This window comes from Rhizobium sp. ZW T2_16 (genome assembly GCF_044987325.1).
Taxonomy (GTDB): Bacteria; Pseudomonadota; Alphaproteobacteria; order Rhizobiales; family Rhizobiaceae; genus Neorhizobium; species Neorhizobium cellulosilyticum.
In genome coordinates this window covers 477,912-502,056 of the sequence record NZ_JBJDRG010000002.1, presented here as the reverse complement: position 1 = coordinate 502,056, position 24,145 = coordinate 477,912, and the positions used below count along the sequence as shown (strand labels likewise).

The window sequence follows — 24,145 nt, the reverse complement described above, 5'->3', positions numbered from 1 at the left end:
AGTCCTCGATACAGCAAGGGAGATGATCGATGCGCGCCGTGGGTTTCAACCAGAACCAGCCGATTTCGTCCGAAACAGCTCTGGTCGACATCGACCTGCCGATGCCGGAGGCCAAGGGGCGTGACCTGCTGGTCGAGATCAGAGCGATTTCGGTCAATCCCGTCGACACGAAAACCCGCAAAAATGCGGTTCTCGAACCCGGCCAGTACAAGGTACTGGGCTATGACGCGGCCGGTGTGGTCAAGGCGGTCGGCCCGGATGTCAAACTCTTCAAACCGGGCGACGAGGTCTATTATGCCGGCGCGATAAACCGCCAGGGCACCAATGCCGAGTTCCATCTGGTAGATGAACGGATCGTCGGGCCTAAGCCGAAGACGCTGAGCTTCGAACAGGCCGCCGCGCTGCCGCTGACCGCAATCACCGCCTATGAGACGCTGTTTCACCGGATGCGGGTGCAGGACAAGGTGGCAAGCGCCTGGAACGCCGTCCTTCTGATCGGCGGCGCTGGCGGTGTCGGCTCGATCGCCATCCAGCTTCTGCGCGAGCTTTCAGACGTCACAGTGATCGCCACCGGCTCACGACCCGAGACGCAGGACTGGATCAGACAGCTCGGCGCGCATCATGTGCTCGACCATTCCAAGCCGCTTGCCCGGCAGATCGCAGAACTGGCGATCGGTGCACCGGCCTTTGTCTTTTCGATCACGGAAACCTCGCAGCATATCGGCGATATTCTGGAACTCATCGCCCCGCAGGGTCGTCTCGGCCTGATCGACGATCCGAAAGAGCCTGTCGACGTGCGCCAGTTCAAGCGCAAGGCGCTTTCGATCCATTGGGAAACGATGTTCGCCCGGCCGGTCTTCCAGACGGCAGACATGATCGAGCAGCACAAGCTTTTGACGCAGGTCGCGGAACTGGTCGATGCCGGGAAGATCAAGACGACGCTGTCTGACGTCCTAGGTCCGATCAATGCGACCAACCTGAAGGCGGCACATGCCTTGATCGAAAGTGGCAAAACCCGCGGCAAGCTGGTTCTCTCGGGATTCTGACAACGCAGCCAGCTCTGTCCGAACTCTTCCTATACTTACCAAAGCGCAAATTTCTCGCTATGATTGTCCCCTTAAGCCTATGGGGGGACATCATGGCGACATCTCAGACATCATCATATGGCAATCCGAACCCGATCAGCGCTCTGACCGGCTCCACCTGGTTCGGTTATCTGGCGCGCACCATCCTGACCTTCATGTTCTGGGCAAGTGGGCTTTCCAAGCTGATCGACTTCAATGCCGGCGTCGCCGAGATGGCGCATTTCGGGCTGGAACCGGCGGTCGCCTTCAACATCGCGACGATCGTCACCCAGCTCGGCGGCTCGATCCTGATCATCCTCAATCGCTGGACCTGGCTCGGCGCAGGCGCTCTGGCAGTTTTCACCGCCTTGACGATACCGCTCGTGCATCACTTCTGGACGATGGAGGAGCCGTTCAAGACGATCGAATTCTATGTGGTGATGGAGCATATCACGGTGATCGGCGCGCTGATGGTGGTCGCCTGGAAAGCGCGGACCTGAAATGTAAAAGCCCGCCGCGATGGACGCAACGGGCCTGACTGAATTTGAGCCTCCGGGTTCAGGCCTGGATGACGACGACCTTCGCGCCAACCTGAACGCGGTTGTAGAGATCGATCACGTCGTGGTTCATCATGCGGATGCAGCCGCTCGACATGGCGTGGCCGATCGATTCCGGCTGGTTGGTGCCGTGCAGGCGGAACATCGTGTCGTTGCCGTTTCGGTACAGATACATGGCGCGGGCGCCGAGCGGGTTGTTCGGGCCGCCCGGCAGGCCGCCGGCGAGCTTGCGATAACGTTCCTCGCGGCGCTGCATGGCGGGCGTCGGGGTCCAGGACGGCCATTCGGCCTTGCGACCGACATAGGCATTGCCGGAAAGCGCCATGCCAGCGCGGCCGACGCCGACGCCGTAACGGATCGCCTGACCGCCGCCGAGGACGTAATAGGCGCGGCGTGCAGGGGTATCGACCACAACGGTGCCGGGGGCATAGTTGCCGGAGAAGGCAACCTGCTGGCGGCGCAGTTCCGGCTTGATCTTGTCGATCGGCACGCGGTGAAGGGGGAACTCTTCTTCCGGCACGGCAGCGTAATTTTGCTGCTCGTTATAGGTCGAAGCGCAACCGGCCAGCAAAAGCGGCAAGCCAGCCAGAAGGCCGCGGCGTGAAATCGGCATGATCGTGTCCTTGATGCGTCGAAAAGATGACGCAAGCTAAGGACGTTATGGTTAATGCTTCGCTAATGACGTGTGTCGCCGAAGCCTCGGCTGGTAACAATCGTGTTTGATGTCACTCGTCTTCGCAGGGCCATGAGGGCGGCATCTTCAGTCCCTCCGGCAATTTCGTCCTGTCGTCGCCGCAAGCCAGCGCAATCTGGTCCTGCTCGAGGCCCGTCGCCTTGGACAGATCAACACCTTCGATCCGGGTCAGGAAAAGGAACGCGTTATTGAAATCAACCGGCCCGCTCATGTCGACATTATGGAAGGTTGCGCGAGAAAGATTGACCAGCGCAAAACGAGTGTTCGCCAGCTTTGCCTTGTAAAAGATCGCGCGACCGAGCTCGGCCTTGGTGAAGTCGACATTGGTCAGGTCGGCATCGGAAAAATTCGATCGCTGCATTTCGGCCGACACGAACGTCGCACCGGCAGCAGAAATGCCGGAGAGATTGCTGCGATAGCCTTCCGCGCGCTCGAAATTGGCATCTCTCGCATCCGAACCGGCGAGCGAGGCACGCACCAGCATGGCCTTGCTGAAATTCGCATTCTTGATGTTCGTACGGCTGAGATCGGTCATGCTGAAATCAACGCCGGAGAGATTGGCTCCCTCGAAATTGCTGTTGTCCAGCATCAGCAGCCGCTTCTTGCAGTTGCTCCAGTCAACACCCGGCGTCGGATAGGCACGGCAATCGACCGCGGCCGCTTCACCCGCAAAGAAGAATGCCGGCATGATCGCAATCGCGGCGAAGATAAAAATACGCCTGATGGCCCCGATGACGGAGGCGACGCCGAAGACGATATCTCTGTTGCTCATCACATGCTGACCTGTTGGCGCGAACGAAGCCGATTTCTTATCCTGAACCATACCTATTCTTCTTTCACGCGACACGAAAGAGATAGGCAATCAGCCAGATGTGATCAGATATAAGAATGAACTCAGCGTTACCAAGACCTTTTCAGCCCCGGATAATATCCGGCGGATGAAATTGAAAAACGGCAACTTAAAAGCTGCCGTTCATCATTGATGTTGCACGAGACATTCTCGCAACCGGACCGAAGATCACATGTTCGGATAGACCGGTCCCTCGCCGCCCTGCGGCGGCACCCAGTTGATATTCTGGTTGGGGTCCTTGATATCGCAGGTCTTGCAATGGACGCAGTTCTGCGCGTTGATCACATAAACCTCCTCGCCATTCTGCTCGCGCCACTCGTAGACGCCTGCCGGACAGTAACGCGTAGACGGACCGGCATAGATGTCATGCTCGGAGCGCTTCTGAAGCTCCATGTCCTTCACCTTGAGATGGACCGGCTGATCCTCCTCGTGATTTGTGTTGGACAGAAAGACGGACGACAGGCGGTCGAAGGTCAACACGCCATCCGGCTTGGGATAGTCGATAGGTTTGTGCTTTGCCGCCGGTTCGAGCGACTGGGCGTCGGTCTTGCCGTGTTTCAGCGTGCCGAACAAAGAGAAGCCGAACAGCTGGTTGGTCCACATGTCCAGCCCGCCGAGCGGGATGCCGATGACGGTGCCGAATTTCGACCAGAGCGGCTTGACGTTGCGGACCAGCTTCAGGTCCTTGCCGATCGGGCCGGAACGCCATTCGTTTTCGATCTCGACCGGTTCGTCATTGGCGCGGCCGTCGGCAATTGCTGCCGCGATCTTGTCGGCGGCGAGCATGCCGGAGAGAACGGCATTATGCGAACCCTTGATGCGCGGCACGTTGACGAAGCCTGCCGAGCAGCCGATCAGCGCGCCACCGGGGAAAGAAAGCTTCGGCACCGACTGGTAACCGCCCTCGGTGATTGCACGGGCGCCGTAAGAAATGCGCTTGGCGCCCTCGAAGGTAGGCGCGATTGCCGGATGAGTCTTAAACCGCTGGAACTCCTCAAAGGGAAAGAGATAGGGGTTCTTGTAGTTCAGGTGCAGGACGAAGCCGACGGCAACAAGATTGTCTTCCAGGTGATAGAGGAAGGAACCACCGCCGGTCTTCATGTCGAGCGGCCAGCCGAAGGAGTGCTGGACGAGACCCTGCTTGTGGTTCTCGGGCTTGACCTCCCAGAGTTCCTTGATGCCGATGCCGAATTTCTGGACGTCACGATCCTTCGACAGCTCGAACTTCTCGATCAGCTGCTTGGCAAGCGAGCCGCGCACGCCTTCACCGATCAGCGTATATTTGCCCAAGAGCGCCATGCCGCGGGTGTAATTCGGGCCGGGCTCGCCGTTCTTCTCGATGCCCATGTCGCCGGTCGCTACGCCGATAACGTTGCCTGCATCGTCATAAAGCACTTCGCTTGCGGCAAAGCCCGGATAGATCTCGACACCGAGTTCCTCCGCCTTGGTCGCAAGCCACCGACAGACATTGCCGAGCGAGACGATGTACTTGCCGTGATTGTTCATCAGCGGCGGCATGGCGAAGTTCGGCAGTCGAACGGAGCCGGCTGGCCCCAAGAACAGAAACTGGTCGTCGGTGACCTTGGTCTTGAACGGATGCCCCTCCTCCTCCTGCCAACCAGGCAGGAGCGCATTGATGCCGACCGGATCGACCACCGCGCCGGAGAGAATATGGGCGCCGACTTCCGCGCCCTTTTCCAGCACCACCACGGTGAGGTCGGGATTGATTTGCTTCAGCCGGATTGCAGCGGACAGGCCGGCCGGGCCAGCACCGACAATCACGACGTCGAATTCCATCATCTCCCGTTCGGGAAGTTCCATCTCTTCGCTCATTCCATATGCCTCCGCCTTGGCGGGATCCCCTTTTGTCAAACTATTCCTTGGCAAATGCCAGGATGGTTGTCGAGCCGAGATGCGACACCCGCTGACCAGACACGAAGACCCACTCCCTTATCTGCAGGACAAATAACGTTTACGTCAACGTCAAAATGTCGCACAAATCTCCAAGCTCTTGTTGTCATACAACCTGACAAGCTGCAAGTTCTCTTCGAAACAGGATATCCGTAAAGTCAAACCGCACCACAAGCCAAGGCCTCATGCATGATTGCGTCCTAACGCCGCCCCGCTTCGTCTGCGCCTGATCGAGCCGATCCAAAGACCGGATCAGGCTTCCAATGTGAGCCGCGGCCATTATAACCGCATGCACAGACAACATCGTCACAGGAGAACGGAATGGATCTGGGAATTTCGGGCAAAAGGGCGCTTGTCCTCGCTTCTTCGCGCGGTTTGGGCCTCGGGATCGCAACGGCGCTCGCCAATGAAGGCGCCAATGTTCTCCTGGTGGGACGTTCGGGCGACAAGCTTGCCGAAAACTGCAAGACGATCAACGCCGCCGGAAAAGGCAAGGCTGACTGGGTCTGGGGCGACCTCGCCGACGAGAATTTCGTCGAGGCCATGGTTGAAGCGGTTAGCCAAAAGCTCGGCGGCATCGATATTCTTGTCAACAACACCGGAGGCCCGACGCCCGGCGGCACGCAGGACATGAGCGCCGACAAGCTCGACAGCTTCTTCCAGTCGATGGTGCTAAGGGTGATTTCGCTAACCAACGCGCTCCTGCCGCAGATGAAGGAACAAGGCTGGGGCCGCATCCTGACCGTCGCCTCTTCCGGCGTCCTCGAACCGATCCCCAACCTGGCACTGTCCAACACGCTGCGCGGAGCGCTGGTCGGCTGGAGCAAGACGCTTGCAACCGAAGTCGCCGGCTCCGGCGTGACCGCCAACATGCTGCTTCCGGGCCGTATCCTGACGGACCGTATCGAGGAACTGGATGGCGCCAATGCCAAGCGGCTCGGCAAGAGCATGGAAGAAGTCCGCGAAGCTTCGGTGAAGACCATTCCGGCCGGTCGCCTCGGCACGGTCGCAGAATTCGGTGCCGCCGGCGCCTTCCTCTGCTCGGAACCGGCAAGCTACATTACCGGCACGATGCTGCGCGTCGACGGCGGCGCGGCAAAGTCGCTCTGACAATATCAGGCCCGGTGAACAGCCGGGTCCTTTCATTTGCGGGGATCGGTTTGCCGCATCCGCGGCAACCATCCGGCATTGATGGCAGCGGCATTCGTCTTATCTTCCTCGTGACCTCAACGACATGAGAGAGCGGCAATGCATTTAATCAGGCTTATCGCCGGTATTTTCGGTTTTCTCGTCGGCATCATCGGGCTTGTCTGGATCGGTCAGGGCACGGGCGTGTTTCCCTACCCGCGCTCCAGCTTCATGATAAACCAGACGCCCTGGATCTTCTGGGGCTTGCTGGCAACCGTCATAGGCGTGCTGATCGTCTGGGCATCACGCCGCTTCCGGATTTGACGGGCTTCGGCTATCATCTGATTCCGGCGCGGCCCGCGCCTCCCCCTCCGATCGGGAAAGCAGATTTCATGCCGGGCACTGGCGATTTCAACCGACTGTCCGGGCAGAAGCAAAAGGAGGGATTGCGAATATTGCTCGCATCAGGAGGTTTTCGTCGATGAAACTTTCGGCCCCCATATATCACCTGAAGCGTAAGGCCAAGGCCCTGTCGCGCCAACAATCCATCCCTCTCAATGCCGCGCTCGACCGTATCGCACGCACCGAAGGCTGCAAAAGCTGGAGCTTGCTTGCGGCGCGCCACGCCGCCGCGTCTCCAGCCAGTGAACTATATCAACAACTGAAGCATGGCGATCTGGTGTTGATCGGCGCAAGGCCGGGACTTGGCAAGACGCTGATGGCGCTGGAACTGGCGCTTGAGGCGATGAAGGGCGGCAGCCGCGCCTTCTTCTTCACGCTGGAATATACGCAAGCGCAGATCGCCGAGCGGCTCTTACGGCTGGGAACAGAGCTTTCCCGCTATGGCGACCGTTTCGTTTCGGATTGCTCCGACGGGGTCTGCGCCGATTACATCATCAAGGCCACGGAGGATGCCGCCCCCGGCACATTGATCGTGGTCGACTATCTGCAATTGCTGGATCAGCAACGTTCGACCCCACCGCTCGACCAGCAGATTTCGGCGCTGCAATCCTTCGCGAGATCGAAAGGCCTGATCATCGTTTTCGTATCGCAGATCAGCCGCAGCTATGATCCGAAAGACAAGCCGTTTCCGACGCTCGACGATGTGCGACTTGCCAATCCGGTGGATCTGGCAGCATTCGACAAGACCTGCTTCCTCAACGAAAGCGGCGTGCGTTTTCAGGCAAACGCCTGAGAGAATATGCGAGCCGGGTCGATACGCCCGGCTCGCATCTGATTTCAATTCGGCCGGCCGGAAGCCAGCTTCGGCAGGTCGGAAATCAGGCCGTCACGAACAGTGAAGCTGATCGGCTTGTCGGGATGCCGCTTGTTGTCCGCCAGCATGCGGGCGAAGACGACCTTCTTGTCGCCCTTCTCGGCCCAGCCGACGAACCAGCCGAGCGGGCGGCTGCCGTCCAGCTTGCCATTGGCGTTTCGAAGAGAGCCTGCGCCGGTCTTGCCATGAACCGTCCAGCCGTCACCGGCCTCAAAAGTCGGCACGATTGCCTGTGTCATGGTCACTGCCTTTGCCGAAATCGGCAGCTTGCCGGTGATGAAACGCCGCAGAAAACCCACCTGCTGGTCGGGCGATATCTTCAGCGAGGAACTGAGCCAGGATTCCGTCAGCCCGTCGGTGCCGCCCGGCCCGCCATTAACGTCCCAATTGCCGTAGTCGAACCGGCGGACGTAATCGGCGAAGGCCTCCTTTCCGAGACGGCGGGTGATTTCCTGCGAATACCAGACGATCGAGTCCTTCTCCCATATCGTCGGGTCGGTCGTCTTCTGCTCGCGCTCAGAGCGCTTGAACTTCGCCTGGTATTCCCAGCGGGGATTATGGTCATCCACAAGAATACCCTTGTCGTAGCCCATCATCGCCAGCGGCAGCTTGAAGGTCGATTGCGGAAAGAAGGGGCTATCACATCCGCCCTCCCGGTGGATTGCCATACCGGTGTCGACGTCGAGAATGACGGTGCAGCGCACTGGCTCAGCGGCCCGGGCGGGAGCCGCAACGGCAATAACGGCCGCACCGAAAAGAGCGAGAAAGGAGAGTTTTCCAGGGGTCAAGGCAGATCAACTCCATACGTTCGACAAGGGCCTTGCGATAGACATGAGCGACCCGGCCAAAACATGGCGGCATGGACATCCGGGCCATGATTTCACCAACATGAGAAATCTATCATTCAATCATATTTTCAGATGCTTAAATATTGATTTTATTTATCATTCGCGCGTTGACCCCGCTTCAATCCGCAGCTGCTAGAGGCCGCTCCGCATTCGTTAACAGCGGAGAATATAGTGTTTCTCGAAGGTATTTTCGGTGGCGGAAGCCAGTCCAGCTCACCGAGCCAATCATCGCCATCGTCCGGTTCTTCCGATGCGGCGGACAACGAAACGACGACTGGTGAAAACAACACGGCACTATCAAGCGGCAGCCAGTCCGACACAGTCGAAAACTACTCGCCGGAAGAAACCGATGACGGCACCTATGGCCCGACGCCGCCTGCCGAAGCGGGAACGGACGAGCCGGTAGACGAGAGCGCCTCTCAGCCTGGGGACGAGACCGAGACCGCCGAGGCGCCCCATGCGGCAGACGGCGATGTTCCACCAGATGAAGCCGTCGCCGAGCACTCCACATCTGATGAAGCTTCGGCATCGACCGAGGACGATAGCATATCGGGCAGCGAGCCGGATGCGGATTCATCTGCCGGCCAGGCGGACGGTTCAGCATCAACAAGCGCGCCCGCGGCAGGTTCGGGTGTCCGTGATTTCGTCACCCCGCTGCTGGCCGATCTTCAGGCGATCAGCCAACGTTCGTCTGCGAAGGCCAATGAGGACGTCTCGGCCAGCCAGCGGCGCGCTGCGGCCAATGTACATGACCAGATGATCCGGCAGATGCTCGACCAGATCTCGGCAACGGACACCGGCGCTTCGTCGACGCAGCTGTTCAAAAGCAAGGAAGCCGAACAAACGCAATCCCTGCCCGCCCGTTGGTACGCCGAAGCCTGACCGACACGATCGGGATCGGGCCGAAGCAAGGGGCGCAGCATCTGCGCCCCTTTTGCTATCCGCAAATGCAGTCGATGTCTGCCATCGGCCCATTGCGGACGTTGTTAGAAAAGGATTGCCATTTCTGAAATCATTAAAACCAAGGGTTTTGGGCGACGAGACGCCAACGTTGCGCGTCGTTTTTCTCAAAAGTCCGCAGCACGACTGGGTCGTTTGTCTCGCTTCCGTCCACACTGAGGTAAAGGTCAGCCGTTTTCAATTTGATGAAGTAGGTGCCGCCGCTGGCATTGATAAACGTCCAAGCCTGCTCATCGAGGCCTCTGCTCAGAGGTTGCTGCCACAGCGTCGTATTGGCTACGGCCAGGGAAGACGGCTGCAACGTCTTCGACGTCCACAGATTGCGGAGCTGATACGTATCCTGACCGCTCTCGATAAGTTGCCACGTCATACACTTCCAGGACCAATGGGTGTATTGAACAATACGGTTCCCATCGGTCTTTTTGGCTTGAAATGGCCGTATGTTCTTTCCGGTCTGGACGTTCTGGATCGCGAAAGTGTCCCCCACTTCGCGGGCTTCCGCACTTCCGGCAAGCATCCCAAGCGACATGAGTGCGGCTAAGATCTTTCTCATTTAAAGCCCTCAAAGATCGTAGTGCACGCCGGTAATGCGCTCTAGGTCCTCAAACAGTGCACGAGCTGCAGCCGAATCGTCGGCATAAGGGGCGGTCATTGTCTCCTTGGGATTGCCGCGCAGCTCGAATATCTTGCTCGGGCCGTAGTAACCGCCTGGGCGAGCATTCGGGAGTGTGGCAGCCATTAGAGTTGGCCAAGCGCCGTGCTCTGCGTCTTGCAACAGAGGATAGGTGAGGATGCCCGCGACCTTCGTGCTGAAGGTGGTCGCGGCGAAGAGATTCGTCCGTGCGCCACCAGGATGTGCGATGGTGGACATGAGGCGATTGCCCGCCCGGTTCTGCAGCTCACGGGCAAATAGCACATTCGCTAGCTTGGTCTTGGCATAAACCTGCATCGGAACGTACTTGGTCCTGTTCTCGAAATCCGTGATCGGGCCGGGCTTGAACATCTTATGGGTGTTTGACGCCACAGTCACCACACGCGGGTGACGTGACTGCAGCAGCGCGGGCAGCAGTAAGGCGGTCAGGCGATACGGCCCCAAGACGTTAGTGGCAAATTGCAGCTCATGTCCGTCAACGCTAACTTCCCGCTTTGGCAGGCCCATCACACCGGCATTGTTAATCAGAGTGTCGAGCGGCTGCCCGTCCGCAAGCCAGTTTTCGGCAAACGACTTCACTGATGCCGGATCCGACAGGTTTAGAACTCCGGCACGCACCTCCGCGTTCGGTAGGATTTCGCGGATGCGGCGCACGGCATCCTCGCCTTTTTCGACGCTCCGAGACGCGATTGTGACTTGTGCACCGGCACGGGCCAACTCCAAGGCCGTGTACCAACCGATGCCACTGTTGCCGCCCGTGACGATAATTCGCTTGCCTGCCTGCGACGGGATTTCTGCAGGTGTCCATTTCGAGGTCATGACCTGTTGCCTTGTGATTTTGTGGGTTGCCGACGATCCGGCTGCTTCAAATGCAAACACTTTGACATTTTTAGTTCTTTTTGTCACGTTATTTGCATGGGCATTCGAAAACAAGGCGTCATCCGCAACTTCGTTGACAAAAAACACGAATATTGTCACGAAGCGATATGGCACCGAAAATTACCCCAGAAGAAGCAGCCCAGCGCCGCGACAGCATTTTGTTGGCGGCGCGTTGGTGTTTCCTCAATTTCGGTTACGCAAAAACATCTCTCGATGACATTGCCAAGCGCGCGAATATATCGCGGACGCTGCTCTACAAGACCTTTGCTGACAAGGAAGATATCTACACTGCCGTGTTCCGGCACTGGCTGGTGTCCAGGCACCCTGCTGCGCGGCAAGCTGTGCATGGCGAGGGGTCGCCTCAACAGCGCTTATTTGAAGTTTGCCGCATTATGATGATCGAGCCTTGGGCCGACATGATCGGGGCACCTATGGCCGGAGAATTCTATGAAGTCTGCGAGCGGCTAGACCCGGAGATTGACGCCCTCCACCGTAAGGTAGCCTTGGAAAGCTTTGAGGCGCTGATAGGTGACAAGGCCTCGGCTGACGTCTTCCTACTGGCGCTAGATGGTCAGATCGGGGATGAACCGGATGTATCCAAACTCAAGGCGCGGATTGACCTACTAATAAGCCGCTTTTGTCGTTGATTATCGTCGCACTCACGACCGCGAGTGGCGCCTTGCGGACATCTACTTCTGGCTAAATTTACGATCGAACCCGCCAGCGCCGCAGCGCTCACGACTGGTGGCGTTCGTCACGTAATTCAGCATCCACCGCCCCCTTCCCGCTTGCTTTGGCGCCGAGCCTGTGGCATCAGGCGCGCTCTCAAAAAGGGCGAGGCAGCGGCTTCGCCCTTATCGCGTCCGGGAGCGTCCCGGCTCAATCATTTTTGCAGACCACAAGGAGCACGGCCATGGCACGGGCGCTCGGGCTTGATTTCGGCACGACCAATACCGTTCTGGCGCTGGCAGACAGCGGCAGCACTACCCATTCGATGCAGTTTTCGAGCAGCGCAGGCGAGACGGACTCGATGCGCACGGCGCTCTCCTTCATGAAGGATGCCCAGCTCGGCGCTCAGGCACTAAAGGTCGAGGCCGGACAGGCGGCGATCCGCCAGTTCATAGACAATCCGGGTGACGCCCGTTTCCTGCAGTCGATCAAGACCTTTGCCGCAAGCCCGATCTTCCAGGGTACGCTGGTCTTTGCCCGTCGCCACACATTCGAAGATCTGATGGAGGTCTTCCTCAAGCGGTTGAAGACTTATGCGGACGGGCACTGGCCCGCCGAAGTCTCGCGCCTTGTCGCTGGCCGGCCGGTGCATTTTGCCGGCGCCAGCCCGGACGAGAAGCTTGCGACGGATCGCTATAACGAAGCGCTGACACGGCTCGGTTTTCCCGAGATCCATTATGTTTATGAACCGGTCGCAGCCGCCTATTACTTCGCCCAGACGCTGAAGACCGATGCCAATGTTCTGGTCGCCGACTTCGGCGGCGGCACGACGGACTATTCGCTGATCCGCTTCGAACGCGTGGCCGGCAAGCTGACGGCCAAGCCGATTGGCCATTCCGGCGTGGGCATTGCAGGCGACCATTTCGATGCGAAGATGATCGAACATCTGGTAGCCCCGGAAATCGGCAAGGGCACGTTCTTCAAGAGCTTCGACAAGCTCTTGGAAGTACCATCGAACTACTACGCCAATTTTGCGCGCTGGAACCAGCTGTCAATCTTCAAGACGACCCGCGAGTTCAACGACCTGAAATCGCTGGTGCGCTCGGCGATGGACCCGGACAAGCTGGAACTGTTCATCGAACTGGTCGAGCATGACGAAGGCTATCCGCTCTATCAGGCGATCTCGGCCACCAAGATGGCGCTTTCTTCCGCGGAAGAAGCCGAGTTCAATTTCGCACCGCTCGGCAGGGCCGGCAAGAAGATGGTCAAGCGTGCGGATTTCGAGACCTGGATCGCAGACGATCTGGCAAAGATCGAAGGCGCATTGGACGATGTGCTGACCAAGACGAATACCGCACCGGCCGAAGTCGACAAGGTGTTCCTCACCGGCGGCACTTCCTTCGTTCCCGCAGTGCGCCAGATCTTTACCCGGCGTTTCGACGCATCGAAGATCGAAAGCGGCGGAGAGCTTCTGTCGATTGCTCATGGTCTGGCTCTGATCGGAGAGAGCGAGAATGTCGGTGAATGGGCGGCTTAAGGCTTTCCCGCGAAGTTCGGCTTCGTTAAGGTGAAAGCATGAACGCCGCCTCAGATCTCAATCCGGCCGAGCTTGCCGCGCTTCTGCATTTTTATGCGGATGCCGGCGTGGAATGGCTCGTCGACGACGAACCGGTCGATCGGATTGCCCAGTTCGAGGCGCAGAAGGCCGCAAGGGCTCAGGCAAAGGCCCCGGCAAGTGCGCGGGAGCACAGTCCGCAGGACGGCGTATCTTCGGCTTCGAATGGTGGGAGTGCGCCCTCGCGGCGGCCGGGTGCTACCGCCCCTCCCCCGGCAACCACGGCACCGGTCTCCGTGCCGGCCGGACAGGCGGTGGAAGCTGCACGTTTGGCGGCGGGCGCTGCCGGTTCACTGGCTGAGCTGAAGGCGGCGATCGAGACATTCCACGGCTGCAACCTGAAAAACAGCGCCCGCTCGACTGTGTTTGCCAGCGGCGATCCGTCTTCCGGGATCGCGATTATCGGGCCGATGCCGAATGCGGATGATGATCGCGATGGTGCCCCCTTCTCCGGTCGGGCCGGAGATCTTCTCGCGCGGATGCTTGCAGCAATCGGCCTTTCGCGCGACGGCGTGCTGATGACCAATATCATTCCCTGGCGCCCACCGGGCAACAGAATGCCGTCGGCGGCCGAGATGGATATCTGCCAGCCTTTTATCGAGCGCCAGATCGTGCTTGCCCGACCGAAGGCGCTGCTGCTGCTCGGCAATTTCCCGGCCCGCTTCTTCATAGGCGGCAACGGCACGATCCACACGATGCGTGGAAAGTGGCAGACCGTGAGCTTTGCAGGGATGGAAATCCCTGCGCTTGCGACATTTCACCCGCAGGAGCTTCTTGCCGCCCCCGCCAACAAAGCCCTGACCTGGCAAGATCTGCTGGCCTTTCGACACGGTCTTCAATAGCCGGAATTGCACATATTTCGTGCAATCAACCTGACGAAATGCAAATTATTACCATTATATGAAGCAACCCATGCGAGAAACGCATGGCAGCGTGGCGTTCTGCCACATTGCTGAATCAGAGCATTTTAAGCAATATTAGTAATGTCTTGGGAGGGACCCAGACAAAGGACCACGGTAATGACCAGCCGCTTTCGCCCAATACATTCGGGCTTCGAAACACTCCGCGCCGCAGGCGTCGGCCCGCGCTCGACGCAGGGCTACCACCGCTTCGGCTCGGCAACCAACGAGCAGATCACATCGCGCGCCATGGTGCGTCCGGGCGGCATTTCGCGTCCCTCGGCCATGTTTGCCGATTTTCGCGAACGTTGAGGAGGATGTGCGATGAGATCGATATTCAGTCCTCTTCGCACTCTCCGTGAAAACTTGCGTCAGATAAACGCCGCCGTAAACGCATCGCGCGAATTTTCCGAGGCAAGCAGAACTCGGGGCGAAGCGATCGGGTCCGTCAGTCCGCTTTCCGGCATCCCGCTCTGATTTTCCCTTCCCTGATCTTCATGCACCCGGCGGAGAGGCTTTGCGCGCAGCCCTGCGCTCCAGCCCAAGCTGGTGTTCGCGGTAGATGATGAAGATGCCGGCCGAGACGGTGATTGCGGTACCGATCAAGGTATTGATCGCCGGGATATCACCGAACAGCGTGTAGGCAATCGCAATTCCCAGAATGATGGATGTGTATTCGAACGGCGCGATCGTCGAGACGTCCGCGTGGCGATAGCTTTCCGTCAGCAGGATCTGCCCCAGCCCTCCGAAAAATCCCGAGGCGATCAGGCATAGGCGCGCATAACCACTCAGAGAAGACCAGCCGAAGGGCAGGCTGATGATTGAGAAGATCGCCGCGGTCAGCGAGAAATAGAGCACGATTGTTGCGGTCTTTTCCGTCTGAACGAGTTGGCGTACCTGGATCATCGCAAAGCCGCCCATGACGGCGCCCAGGAGCACTGCCATCGCGCCCATTGCCTGCTCTGACCCCATGCCACCACCACTGAACATGGTCATCTTGGGCCATGAAATGATCACAACGCCGACCATGCCGATAGCAACCGCGGTCCAGCGATAGAGCCTTACGGTCTCCTTGAGAAATATCGCGGCAAAGACGACGGCGATCAGCGGCATCGAATAACCGAGTGCTATTGCATCGGGCATTGGCAAATGCACCAGGCCATAAAAGCCGCATATCATGCCCATAATGCCGAGCACGCCGCGCTTGAGATGACCCGACAGGCTATTGGTGTGGAAGGCGTGAAACAATTCCCGGCGAAAAGCCAGATATCCCATGATCGGAACAAGCGCGAAAGCCGATCTGTAGAAGGTGACTTGCCCGGCAGGGAGATCCGGCCCGGCCGCCTTGATGCAGGTCTGCATCATCACGAATACGACAACAGACAATACTTTCAGCATAATCCCGTGCAGGGGATTTCGGGCATCGGGGGCCATAAGGGAACTCATTGGGGTTCAGGCCTTGGGCCTTGATCCGGAAATAGGCGGGGTGGATTCGCAAGGACATTAACGCAAAAGTGGAGCGCCGTGTGTGAAAATTGACGAAAGTTCGCCAGTGCGCCAATCGACGCAGCCGACAATCGGATTTGCGATCTTTTGCCTACAGCTCCGAAATAGCACTGTATGAAAATCGATCACTATACTGACAGTGCGACACTTTATTTTAGCCGCGGTTCAACAATCGTTTAGCATTGAATGTAAATATGCCCGCGGCGTGGGGGCCAAACCAGTCTTTTCGGGGACAGGTCTCACGTCGTCACGTCCAGTCGTTAAGCCGTTTCAGGAAACATCATGCGAACAGATACGGGCCAGATCGTGCATCTGGCGGATTACCGCCCCACTGACTTTGTTCTGGAACGGGTCGACCTGACGTTCGAACTCGATCCGACCAATACAAAGATCGAGGCCCGATTGATCTTCCATCGGCGCGAAGGCGTCGACGCATCGCTGCCGCTGGTCCTGGATGGTGACGAACTTAAGCTTTCCGGCCTGCTGTTTGACCAGAAGGAAATGTCGGCAAGCCAGTATGACGCGACGCCGGAAAGCCTGACGATCCGCGACCTGCCGGCGGAAAGCCCGTTCGAGCTTACGATCACTACCTATATCAATCCGGAAGCCAATACCCAGCTGATGGGTCTTTACCGGACCAACGGCGTCTATTGCACCCAGTGCGAGGCCGAGGGCTTTCGCCGCATCACCTATTTCCCCGACCGTCCGGATGTTCTGGCGCCGTACACAATCACGATCATCGGTGACAAGGCAGCCAACCCGGTCATGCTGTCGAACGGCAATTTCCTTGGCGGCGCCGGTTATGACGAGGGCCGCTCGTTTGCCGCCTGGTTCGATCCGCATCCCAAGCCCGCCTATCTCTTCGCGCTGGTCGCAGGCGATCTCGGCGTCATCGAAGACACGTTCGAAACGATGTCCGGCCGCGAAGTGGCGCTGAAGATCTATGTCGAGCACGGCAAGGAGCCGCGTGCGGCCTATGCCATGGATGCGCTGAAGCGCTCGATGAAGTGGGACGAAGAGCATTTCGGCCGCGAATACGATCTGAACATATTCCAGATCGTCGCCGTCTCCGATTTCAACATGGGGGCGATGGAGAACAAGGGTCTCAACGTCTTCAACGACAAATACGTGCTGGCCGACCCGGAAACCGCCACCGACCAGGATTATGCGAATATCGAGCGCATAATCGCGCATGAATATTTTCACAACTGGACCGGCAACCGCATCACCTGCCGCGACTGGTTCCAGCTTTGCCTGAAGGAAGGCCTCACGGTCTATCGCGACCAGGAATTCTCCTCCGACATGCGCTCGCGCCCGGTCAAACGGATTGCCGACGTGCGTCATCTGAAGTCCGATCAGTTTCCGGAGGATGGAGGCCCGCTGGCGCATCCGCCGCGCCCGGACAGCTATCGCGAGATCAACAACTTCTACACGATGACGATCTACGAGAAGGGTGCCGAGATCACCGGGATGATCGCGACCATTCTTGGACGCGACAACTTCCGCAAAGGCATGGACCTCTATTTCGAGCGCCATGACGGACAGGCCGTCACCGTCGAGGATTATGTAAAATGCTTCGAGGATGCGAGCGGTCGCGACCTCAGCCAGTTCTTCCGTTGGTATGTTCAGGCCGGCACGCCGTTGGTTTCCGCCTCAGGCGCCTATGACGCTGCCGCCGGCACGTTCACGCTGTCGCTCGAGCAGACGACACCGGCCACACCCGGCCAGCCGAACAAGGAGCCGCTGCATATCCCGCTCTCCTTCGCGCTGATCCTCGATAATGGTTCGATTGCCGAACCGACATCGGTCACCGGCGGCGAAATAACGGGCGACGTGCTGCACCTGACGGAGCGCAGCCAGAGCTTCACATTCTCGGGCGTCTCGTCCCGGCCGGTGGTGTCGCTCAACCGGTCCTTCTCGGCACCGGTCAATCTGGTATTCGAACAGTCGCTGGAAGACCTCGTCCATATCGCCCGCCATGACAGCGACCTTTTCTCGCGCTGGCAGGCTCTGACCGACCTTGCCATGCCGAACCTGGCGCAGGCCGCCCGCGATGCGCGCGACGGCAAGGATGTGACCTGCGATCCGGCTTTTGTTGCCGCTCTTCTGGAATGCGCCGGCGATGCATCGCTGGAGCCCGCCTTCCGGGCGCAGGCGCTGAACCTGCCGAGCGAGGCCGACATTGCTCGCGCGCTCGGTGGCAATAACGATCCCGATGCGATCCATGCCGGCCGCAAGGCCGTGCATGAGGCGATCGCCAAGGCTGGAGAGGAAGTCTTCGTCCGCCTTTATAACGAGATGAAGGTCGAAGGCGCCTATTCGCCGAAAGCCGGGGATGCCGGCAAGCGTTCGCTCCGCGGCGTTGCCCTCTCCTATCTCATGTATGCTGAAAACAGCCCGCAGCGCGCCGCCGAAGCATTTGCCGCTGCCGACAACATGACGGATCTTGCGCAGTCACTGACGCTGCTTGCGCATCGCTTCCCGGATGCTTCGGAAGCAACGGCTGCTCTCGCCAGCTTCCTCACCCGTTTCGACGGCAATCCCCTGGTCATCGACAAGTGGTTCTCGATCCAGGCGACGATCCCCGGCGTTGATGCGCTCGAACGGGTCAAGGCGCTGATGGAAAATCCGCGTTTCAACCCAGGCAATCCAAACCGCGTCCGTTCGCTTGTCGGCACGTTCGCCTTCGGCAACCCGACCGGCTTCAACCGCGTCGACGGCAAGGGATATGATTTCCTCGCGGACCAGATCCTTGCGATCGATCCGAAGAACCCGCAGCTCGCCGCACGCATCCTCACCTCGATGCGCTCGTGGCGTTCGCTTGAGCCTGTCCGTGCCGAACAGGCACGGCTGGCGCTTTCGAAGATCGCCAAGGCAGCCGGCCTTTCGACGGATGTCAGCGACATCGTCGGACGCATGCTGAAGGACTGATAGCCTTGGTGACCCGCAGCACTTTAAGCGCTGCGGGTCACATTTAAGCGCCTGCCACATTTTTGGCCGCGATTGACACATTTTGAAACACTTTGCTTGACGCGCCCTGAAATCTCGCATCCGGATTTCGACTGAAGCCGCAGCTGATTTGCGCCACATAAACCTGCAAATTCTAGCATTTTTCAAATAGTTAACAAAATATTACCAACCCTCTGGACACGAAGAATCACTCTATGATTCATTAGGGTAGATTCGGACGGGCGGCGTACCGGATCATCACGAGGGACTAGATGAATACGGTATCGGACGTGCAGCGGGAAACCGCGGCCGGCGCTTGGCTGCGCCCTAAATTTCCGAAGGTTTCGGGCCTGCAGAAAGCGCTTTCGAAAGACAGCAATTTCGCGGTCAAGCCGATCGCACGTCAAACGCCGAAGGTGGAACTGGTGCTTAAGCGATCCATTCCCCTTCTCATCATCGCATTCCTTATGGTCGTGGCAGCGTCGCGCATTCTCGGCATCATGGGCGAGAACAGCCGTATGGAAGATGCCGCCCGGCAATCGACTGCGCTGATGGCAGCAACCACCCAGGCGATTTTCACCGGCCAGGAAACCCTTTTCGCCCAGGCCAACCGCGCTGCCGCCGAAGCACGGCTTTCATCCTATCTCTCTTCCGATCCACAGCCGCATGGTTCCTTCACGCTGTTCATCGACAAGTCCGGTGTCGTTTTCGGTGGCTCGAAAGGAGCCTCTTCCGCCTATATCGGCCGCCGCCTTGCTTCGCTTCTGCCCGAGACCGCAACACTTCGGCGCTTCGGCGGCGTGATCGAGACCTATCTCGGCGACATTCCGCACTATGCTGCCATTCAGCCGATCGGTGATGACGGCGCTCTGATCGTCTCGGCGCATTCGCTCGACACCACGAACAATTTCCTGCGTGGCGAGATCTCGCTCAACGTCACTCTCTTTACCGGCATTTCCGCCATTCTTCTCGTCATCCTTTATGCCTATTACACGCAGGTTAGGCGTGCGCACGACGCCGACGAGATCTTTGCTGAATCCAATCTACGGATCGAAGCCGCATTGTCTCATGGGCGTTGCGGACTTTGGGATTTCGATGTTGCCAATCGCAGGCTCTTCTGGTCCGGTTCGATGTACGAAATGCTTGGCCTGCCTGCTGCCGGCAGCATCATCTCGTTTTCCGATGCCGCAAGGATGATGCATCCGTCGGACGGTAATATCTACGCTCTCGCGCGTGCCATCGGCCGCGGCAATGGCAAGCAGGTCGACCAGGTATTCCGCATGCGCCACGCGGCGGGACATTATGTCTGGATGCGCGCACGGGCACAGGTCATTCGCAACGCTTCCGGTCGTATCCACGTGATCGGCATCGCCATGGACGTCACCGAACAGCACCGTCTGGCACAACGTTATGCCGAGGCCGATCAGCGCCTCGCTGACGCGATCGAATGCACGTCCGAAGCCTTCGTGCTGTGGGACAAGAACGACCGTCTCGTGATGTGCAACACCCACTTCCAGCAAGCTTACGGATTGCCTGAAAGTGTGCTGGTGCCGGGAACCGAGCGTACTACGGTCAATGCAGCAGCGGCACGGCCGGTGATCGAGCGTCGCATCGCAGATGCGGATGGCAGCGGTTTCTCCCGCACCACCGAGGTTCAGCTTGCCGACGAACGCTGGCTGCAGATCAACGAGCGCCGCACCCGCGACGGCGGCACGGTTTCTGTCGGCACCGATATCACGCTTCTCAAGCGCCACCAGGATCGCCTGCGCCACAGCGAGCGCCGCCTGATGGCAACGATTGGGGACCTTTCAGCCTCGCAAAAGACGCTGGAAAAGCAGAAAGCAGAACTTTCCGTCGCCAATGCCAACTATCAGGCGGAAAAGGAACGCGCGGAGGCCGCCAACCAGGCGAAGTCAGAATTCCTCGCCAATATGAGCCACGAGCTGCGCACGCCGCTCAACGCCATTCTCGGCTTCTCCGAAATCCTGATGAACGGCATGTTCGGCCCGCTCGGCTCGCCGAAATACGGCGAATATTCCAAGGACATTCACGACAGCGGCAAGCACCTGCTGAACGTCATCAACGACATTCTCGACATGTCGAAGATCGAAGCCGGCCACATGCGCATCCAGGCGGACAAGATCGATCTCGTGCCCCTGGTCGAAGAGAGCCTGCGCCTGACCTCTATCTCCGCCCAGGACAAGCAGATCACGATCCATCAACGGCTACCCGAAGTACTCGACATGGTCGGTGATAGACGCGCGCTGAAGCAGGTGATGCTCAATCTCCTCTCCAACGCCGTTAAATTCACCGACGAAGGCGGCAGTATCGAGTTGCGCGCTCACCGAATGGAAAAAGGCCTGATGCTGACGATCGCCGACAGCGGCATCGGGATCCCCAAGGATGCAATGCCGAAGATCGGCCAGCCCTTCGAACAGGTGCAGAGTCAGTATGCCAAGAGCAAGGGCGGTTCGGGCCTCGGGCTTGCCATCTCCCGCTCGCTGGTGGCGCTGCATGGCGGCAGGATGCGTATCCGCTCGAAATGCGGCAAAGGCACCGCCGTGTCGCTGTTCATTCCCGACCGGCCTTTCGTGGAAGCACGGAAAAGGGCGGCGTAAGGCGATCACAACTGACCTTCGCCGCATTCACCTTGGCGAAAGCCCCTCACCCTACCTCACCTTTTCATAACCCGTTCAAACACTCCCCGGACCTCACCCGATAACCGCTTCACCTCTCCCTCCAGCGTCAAGAGATCGGGGCAGTCTCCTGCGCGGCAGATCCGCTCGACAAGGCCCGTGGGTGCATCCTTGGCATCGAAAGGACCATCCACGCAGAGGCGGATGATCTGCGAGAGTTCGGTGAACAGACGCAAGGCTTCAAGGCATGTATCGAGATCGGCGCGTTCAGGCAGGTCTTCGCCCAGTGCCTTCAGTGCTTGCGCAGTCGACAGGCCATAGGTGTCGACCAGTAGATCCTTGCTCCCTGCCCGCGTCGGCGCGATCAGCCGCAGGTATTGGGCGATGAACTCAATATCGATCAATCCGCCAGGAATGAGCTTGAAGTCCCAGATATCGCGCGGCGGCTTCTCTTCCGCGATCAGCGCCCGCATCTCGGCCACGTCCGTCGTGATCTTCTTCACGTCCGGCTTGGTCGCCAGAACCTCGCTTATGATCGCCTTTGCCTCATTACCAAGGCTCTCGTCGCCACAGACGATGCGTGCGCGGGTGAGCGCCATATGCTCCCAGGTCCAGGCCTCTTCTCGCTGATATTTGCCGAAAGCGATGATGCGGGAGGCGACTGGCCCCTTGTTGCCGGAGGGGCGCAGGCGCAGGTCGACCTCGAAGACAACACCCTCCGCCATCGGCGCGGAAAGGGCCGCGATCAATCTCTGCGTCAGTCGGGTGAAATAGCGCTGGGCGTCGAGCGGCTTCGGACCAAGGCTTTCGAAAGCCTCGCTGTCATAGTCATAGAGCAGGATGAGATCGACATCCGATCCGGCCGTCAGCTCGAACGAGCCGAGCTTGCCCATGCCCATCACGGCCACCCGGCCGCCCGGATAGGTGCCATGCGCGGTCTCGATCTCGCCTTTCACCGCTGTCAGCGCAGCATCGATCAACAGATCTGCCAGATGAGTGAAGGCGCGGCCGGCATCGTCGCCGGAGATCGCTGCGGTGAGCAACCTGATACCGATCAGGAAACGCTGCTCGGCGGCAAAGATGCGCAACCGATCCAGCCTGTCCTCGTAGTGGCGCGAGCCCGAGAGAAACGTGTCCAGCCGCTTCGACAGATAGTCGCGCGTCGGCACTTCCGACATCAGGCCGGGATCGAGCATGCCATCGAAGACATGCGGCTTCGAGGCGATGATATCGGCGAGGCGCGGAGCAGACGCCATGATGGTGACGATGAGGGAGAGAAGCGGTGGGTTCTTGCCGATCAGCGAGAAAAGCTGGATGCCAGCCGGCAGCGCCTTCAAAAAGCTGTCGAACCGCAGCAGCGCCTCGTCGGCACGCCGGCTCTCGCCAAAGGCCTTGAGCAAAGCCGGCATCATCTCCGTCAGCCGCTCGCGCGCCTCGACGGATTGCGTCGCGCGATAACGACCGGAATGCCAGGTGCGGATCATCCGCGACATGTCGGCGGGCCGCTCATAGCCGAGTTCAGCCAGCGTCTTCAGCGTATCGGGATCGTCCTTCTGGCCGGTGAAAACAAGATTACCTTCGCCCCCTGAAAGCCCCTCCTCCTGCTCGAACAGCCGGGAATAACGTCTCTCGACCGTCTTCAGGGTGCTTTCCAGCCGCGCGGAAAAGGCTGCGACATCGGCAAAGCCGAGCATGAAGGCGATGCGCTTTAGTTCCGCATTGCTGTCCGGCAGGCGATGTGTCTGCTCGTCATGCACCATCTGGATGCGATGCTCGACATCGCGCAAGAACCAGTAGGCCTCGGTCAGCGCCGTGGCGATCTCCGGCTTGATCCACTTCGCCTCAGCCAGCGCCCCAAGTGCTACTTCCGTCTCGCGCGTCCTCAACGCCGGCATGCGACCGCCGGCGATCAGCTGCTGCGTCTGGGCGAAAAATTCGATCTCGCGGATGCCGCCGCGGCCAAGCTTGACGTCGTGGCCCTTTACTGCGATCGCCCCATGGCCCTTGTGGACATGGATCTGGCGCTTGATTGAATGAATGTCTGCGATCGCCGCATAATCGAGATATTTGCGGAAGACGAAGGGCGTCAGCAGTTTCAGGAAATTATCGCCGGCAGCCATGTCACCCGCCACCGGACGCGCCTTGATGTAGGCGGCACGCTCCCAGTTCTGTCCCCTGCCCTCGTAGTAGATCAGGGCTGCATCCATGGAGACGGCGAGCGGCGTCGAGCCGGGGTCAGGCCGCAGCCTCAGGTCGGTTCGGAAAACGTAGCCATCGGCCGTGCGGTCCTGCAGGATACGGATCAGCCGGCGCATCATCCGGCCATAGATCTCCGACGGATCGAGCGGATCGGCAAGAATGCCCACCTCCGGATCGAAAAAAACGACGATATCGATATCGGAGGAATAGTTGAGTTCGCGCCCGCCGAGCTTGCCCATGCCGAGCACGATGAGGCCCGAGCCACGGCTCGGCTCTTCCGGATCGACAAGCTTGAGCTTGCCGCTCTCATGGGTCGCGAGCAGGAGATGGTCGACCGCGGAGGCAACGGAGGCTTGCGCAAATTCGCTCAGCCAGCAGGTCGTCTCCTTCGCAGAGAAGATGCGGGCGAGATCTGCCAGTGCCAGGATGAAGCTGAAGGCGCGCTTGGCCGACCGAAGCACGGTCATGACCTCGCCCTCGGACGGGATTTTTCCGTCAACCGGCCGCCACGCACTCCGCGCCTTGTCGATGAGGGAAGACAGCGCCGGCTCTACCGGCTCGCCGATAGCCTGCGCCAGAAATGAGGGAGATACCGAAGCCGTGTCGCGCAGATAGGGCGACAGGCTGAATGCCGCGACGAGAAAATCCTTCAGCGCGCCGCCTTCTTTCAACATTTGCGCAACGGAAGCCTCGGATTTTCCAATATCTTTCAGCGCCGCCAGAGCAGTCTTAGCTTCCGCCTGAGATAGGGGACGGATGACATCCGCTGATACGGTATCGAGCCGTTTTACGCTTTTCATGCCGTTTCCTCCCTCATGCAGCTTTTAGTTTGCGCAGACGGAGAAGACAAACC

20 protein-coding genes are annotated in these 24,145 nt (G+C 59.1%); 12 read left to right on the top strand and 8 right to left on the bottom strand.

What is annotated here, in order from left to right; all coding sequences use genetic code 11:
- Positions 1-29: 29 nt before the first annotated feature.
- The gene (locus ACI3K0_RS08000) at positions 30-1,046 is read left to right on the top strand and encodes a zinc-binding alcohol dehydrogenase family protein (RefSeq protein WP_183822547.1); all 1,017 of its coding nucleotides are present in this window, start codon (positions 30-32) and stop codon (positions 1,044-1,046) included.
- A 92-nt stretch (positions 1,047-1,138) separates the two neighbouring features.
- A complete protein-coding gene (locus ACI3K0_RS07995; RefSeq protein WP_183685004.1) occupies positions 1,139-1,564 on the top strand; it encodes a DoxX family protein in 426 nt (141 codons plus the stop codon).
- A gap of 58 nt (positions 1,565-1,622) precedes the next feature.
- On the opposite strand, the gene ACI3K0_RS07990 is transcribed toward ACI3K0_RS07995, so the two are convergent.
- From ACI3K0_RS07990 to ACI3K0_RS07980, 3 genes are all read right to left on the bottom strand, one after another.
- Positions 1,623-2,234 (bottom strand): L,D-transpeptidase, encoded by a 612-nt coding sequence (locus ACI3K0_RS07990; protein ID WP_148145509.1) that lies wholly within the window; start codon positions 2,232-2,234, stop codon positions 1,623-1,625.
- 112 nt (positions 2,235-2,346) lie between these two features.
- On the bottom strand, positions 2,347-3,003 hold the full coding sequence (locus ACI3K0_RS07985) for a pentapeptide repeat-containing protein (RefSeq protein WP_394353642.1): 657 nt from the start codon (positions 3,001-3,003) through the stop codon (positions 2,347-2,349).
- 330 nt (positions 3,004-3,333) lie between these two features.
- Positions 3,334-4,998, bottom strand: a complete 1,665-nt coding sequence (locus tag ACI3K0_RS07980; RefSeq protein WP_183822551.1) for an electron transfer flavoprotein-ubiquinone oxidoreductase — start codon at positions 4,996-4,998, stop codon at positions 3,334-3,336.
- Between the two features lie 399 nt (positions 4,999-5,397).
- Between ACI3K0_RS07980 and ACI3K0_RS07975 the strand changes: the two genes are divergently transcribed.
- From ACI3K0_RS07975 to ACI3K0_RS07965, 3 genes are all read left to right on the top strand, one after another.
- Positions 5,398-6,186 (top strand): SDR family oxidoreductase, encoded by a 789-nt coding sequence (locus tag ACI3K0_RS07975; protein ID WP_183822553.1) that lies wholly within the window; start codon positions 5,398-5,400, stop codon positions 6,184-6,186.
- Positions 6,187-6,324: 138 nt separating this feature from the next.
- Entirely contained in the window at positions 6,325-6,528 is a 204-nt protein-coding gene (locus tag ACI3K0_RS07970; RefSeq protein WP_183822555.1) for a hypothetical protein, read from the top strand.
- Between the two features lie 157 nt (positions 6,529-6,685).
- Complete coding sequence (locus tag ACI3K0_RS07965) at positions 6,686-7,399, top strand: DNA helicase (RefSeq protein WP_183822556.1); 714 nt, start codon at positions 6,686-6,688, stop codon at positions 7,397-7,399.
- A 44-nt stretch (positions 7,400-7,443) separates the two neighbouring features.
- Here the strand turns inward: ACI3K0_RS07965 and blaOXA are convergent, their stop codons facing one another.
- Positions 7,444-8,268, bottom strand: coding sequence for a class D beta-lactamase (gene blaOXA / locus ACI3K0_RS07960; RefSeq protein ID WP_404945227.1), 825 nt, complete (start codon positions 8,266-8,268; stop codon positions 7,444-7,446).
- Positions 8,269-8,499: 231 nt separating this feature from the next.
- On the opposite strand from blaOXA, the gene ACI3K0_RS07955 reads away from it, so the two are divergent.
- Entirely contained in the window at positions 8,500-9,210 is a 711-nt protein-coding gene (locus tag ACI3K0_RS07955; protein WP_404945226.1) for a hypothetical protein, read from the top strand.
- A 133-nt stretch (positions 9,211-9,343) separates the two neighbouring features.
- Here ACI3K0_RS07955 and ACI3K0_RS07950 read toward each other — a convergent pair whose 3' ends face one another.
- Together ACI3K0_RS07950 and ACI3K0_RS07945 are read right to left on the bottom strand one after the other, a co-directional pair.
- The gene (locus ACI3K0_RS07950) at positions 9,344-9,841 is read right to left on the bottom strand and encodes an RICIN domain-containing protein (protein ID WP_404945225.1); all 498 of its coding nucleotides are present in this window, start codon (positions 9,839-9,841) and stop codon (positions 9,344-9,346) included.
- A 9-nt stretch (positions 9,842-9,850) separates the two neighbouring features.
- Positions 9,851-10,906 carry an SDR family NAD(P)-dependent oxidoreductase gene (locus ACI3K0_RS07945; RefSeq protein WP_404945224.1) on the bottom strand — a complete coding sequence of 352 codons (1,056 nt, stop codon included), beginning with the start codon at positions 10,904-10,906 and terminating at the stop codon, positions 9,851-9,853.
- A 20-nt stretch (positions 10,907-10,926) separates the two neighbouring features.
- On the opposite strand from ACI3K0_RS07945, the gene ACI3K0_RS07940 reads away from it, so the two are divergent.
- The 4 genes from ACI3K0_RS07940 to ACI3K0_RS07925 all read left to right on the top strand — a co-directional run bounded on the left by ACI3K0_RS07940 (position 10,927) and on the right by ACI3K0_RS07925 (position 14,314).
- The gene (locus tag ACI3K0_RS07940) at positions 10,927-11,466 is read left to right on the top strand and encodes a TetR/AcrR family transcriptional regulator (protein ID WP_404945223.1); all 540 of its coding nucleotides are present in this window, start codon (positions 10,927-10,929) and stop codon (positions 11,464-11,466) included.
- 266 nt (positions 11,467-11,732) lie between these two features.
- Positions 11,733-13,025 carry an Hsp70 family protein gene (locus tag ACI3K0_RS07935; RefSeq protein ID WP_404945222.1) on the top strand — a complete coding sequence of 431 codons (1,293 nt, stop codon included), beginning with the start codon at positions 11,733-11,735 and terminating at the stop codon, positions 13,023-13,025.
- Positions 13,026-13,063: 38 nt separating this feature from the next.
- Positions 13,064-13,945, top strand: a complete 882-nt coding sequence (locus ACI3K0_RS07930; protein WP_404945221.1) for a uracil-DNA glycosylase — start codon at positions 13,064-13,066, stop codon at positions 13,943-13,945.
- 177 nt (positions 13,946-14,122) lie between these two features.
- Positions 14,123-14,314: a hypothetical protein gene (locus tag ACI3K0_RS07925; RefSeq protein ID WP_148145520.1), complete on the top strand. Its 192-nt coding sequence runs from the start codon at positions 14,123-14,125 to the stop codon at positions 14,312-14,314.
- 183 nt (positions 14,315-14,497) lie between these two features.
- Here ACI3K0_RS07925 and ACI3K0_RS07920 read toward each other — a convergent pair whose 3' ends face one another.
- On the bottom strand, positions 14,498-15,436 hold the full coding sequence (locus tag ACI3K0_RS07920) for a DMT family transporter (RefSeq protein ID WP_183824038.1): 939 nt from the start codon (positions 15,434-15,436) through the stop codon (positions 14,498-14,500).
- A 354-nt stretch (positions 15,437-15,790) separates the two neighbouring features.
- Here ACI3K0_RS07920 and pepN point away from each other — a divergent pair, with 354 nt between their 5' ends.
- Both pepN and ACI3K0_RS07910 read left to right on the top strand, forming a co-directional pair.
- Positions 15,791-18,439, top strand: coding sequence for an aminopeptidase N (gene pepN / locus ACI3K0_RS07915; RefSeq protein ID WP_183822566.1), 2,649 nt, complete (start codon positions 15,791-15,793; stop codon positions 18,437-18,439).
- 290 nt (positions 18,440-18,729) lie between these two features.
- Positions 18,730-21,075, top strand: a complete 2,346-nt coding sequence (locus ACI3K0_RS07910) for a PAS domain-containing sensor histidine kinase (protein ID WP_404945220.1) — start codon at positions 18,730-18,732, stop codon at positions 21,073-21,075.
- 56 nt (positions 21,076-21,131) lie between these two features.
- Here ACI3K0_RS07910 and ACI3K0_RS07905 read toward each other — a convergent pair whose 3' ends face one another.
- The gene (locus ACI3K0_RS07905; protein WP_183822570.1) at positions 21,132-24,092 is read right to left on the bottom strand and encodes a bifunctional [glutamine synthetase] adenylyltransferase/[glutamine synthetase]-adenylyl-L-tyrosine phosphorylase; all 2,961 of its coding nucleotides are present in this window, start codon (positions 24,090-24,092) and stop codon (positions 21,132-21,134) included.
- Positions 24,093-24,145 lie beyond the last annotated feature (53 nt).

Excerpts from the sequence above, each read along its gene's own strand:
- ACI3K0_RS07995 (WP_183685004.1), top strand. The coding sequence starts at position 1,139 with ATGGCGACATCTCAGACATCATCATATGGCAATCCGAACCCGATCAGC.
- ACI3K0_RS07930 (WP_404945221.1), top strand. The coding sequence starts at position 13,064 with ATGAACGCCGCCTCAGATCTCAATCCGGCCGAGCTTGCCGCGCTTCTG.
- ACI3K0_RS07985 (WP_394353642.1), bottom strand. The coding sequence starts at position 3,003 with ATGCCGGCATTCTTCTTTGCGGGTGAAGCGGCCGCGGTCGATTGCCGT.
- ACI3K0_RS07905 (WP_183822570.1), bottom strand. The coding sequence starts at position 24,092 with ATGAAAAGCGTAAAACGGCTCGATACCGTATCAGCGGATGTCATCCGT.
- ACI3K0_RS07965 (WP_183822556.1), top strand. The coding sequence starts at position 6,686 with ATGAAACTTTCGGCCCCCATATATCACCTGAAGCGTAAGGCCAAGGCC.
- pepN (WP_183822566.1), top strand. The coding sequence starts at position 15,791 with ATGCGAACAGATACGGGCCAGATCGTGCATCTGGCGGATTACCGCCCC.
- ACI3K0_RS07970 (WP_183822555.1), top strand. The coding sequence starts at position 6,325 with ATGCATTTAATCAGGCTTATCGCCGGTATTTTCGGTTTTCTCGTCGGC.
- ACI3K0_RS07950 (WP_404945225.1), bottom strand. The coding sequence starts at position 9,841 with ATGAGAAAGATCTTAGCCGCACTCATGTCGCTTGGGATGCTTGCCGGA.
- ACI3K0_RS07940 (WP_404945223.1), top strand. The coding sequence starts at position 10,927 with ATGGCACCGAAAATTACCCCAGAAGAAGCAGCCCAGCGCCGCGACAGC.
- ACI3K0_RS07975 (WP_183822553.1), top strand. The coding sequence starts at position 5,398 with ATGGATCTGGGAATTTCGGGCAAAAGGGCGCTTGTCCTCGCTTCTTCG.
- ACI3K0_RS08000 (WP_183822547.1), top strand. The coding sequence starts at position 30 with ATGCGCGCCGTGGGTTTCAACCAGAACCAGCCGATTTCGTCCGAAACA.
- ACI3K0_RS07910 (WP_404945220.1), top strand. The coding sequence starts at position 18,730 with ATGAATACGGTATCGGACGTGCAGCGGGAAACCGCGGCCGGCGCTTGG.
- ACI3K0_RS07920 (WP_183824038.1), bottom strand. The coding sequence starts at position 15,436 with ATGGCCCCCGATGCCCGAAATCCCCTGCACGGGATTATGCTGAAAGTA.
- ACI3K0_RS07935 (WP_404945222.1), top strand. The coding sequence starts at position 11,733 with ATGGCACGGGCGCTCGGGCTTGATTTCGGCACGACCAATACCGTTCTG.
- ACI3K0_RS07925 (WP_148145520.1), top strand. The coding sequence starts at position 14,123 with ATGACCAGCCGCTTTCGCCCAATACATTCGGGCTTCGAAACACTCCGC.
- ACI3K0_RS07980 (WP_183822551.1), bottom strand. The coding sequence starts at position 4,998 with ATGAGCGAAGAGATGGAACTTCCCGAACGGGAGATGATGGAATTCGAC.
- ACI3K0_RS07990 (WP_148145509.1), bottom strand. The coding sequence starts at position 2,234 with ATGCCGATTTCACGCCGCGGCCTTCTGGCTGGCTTGCCGCTTTTGCTG.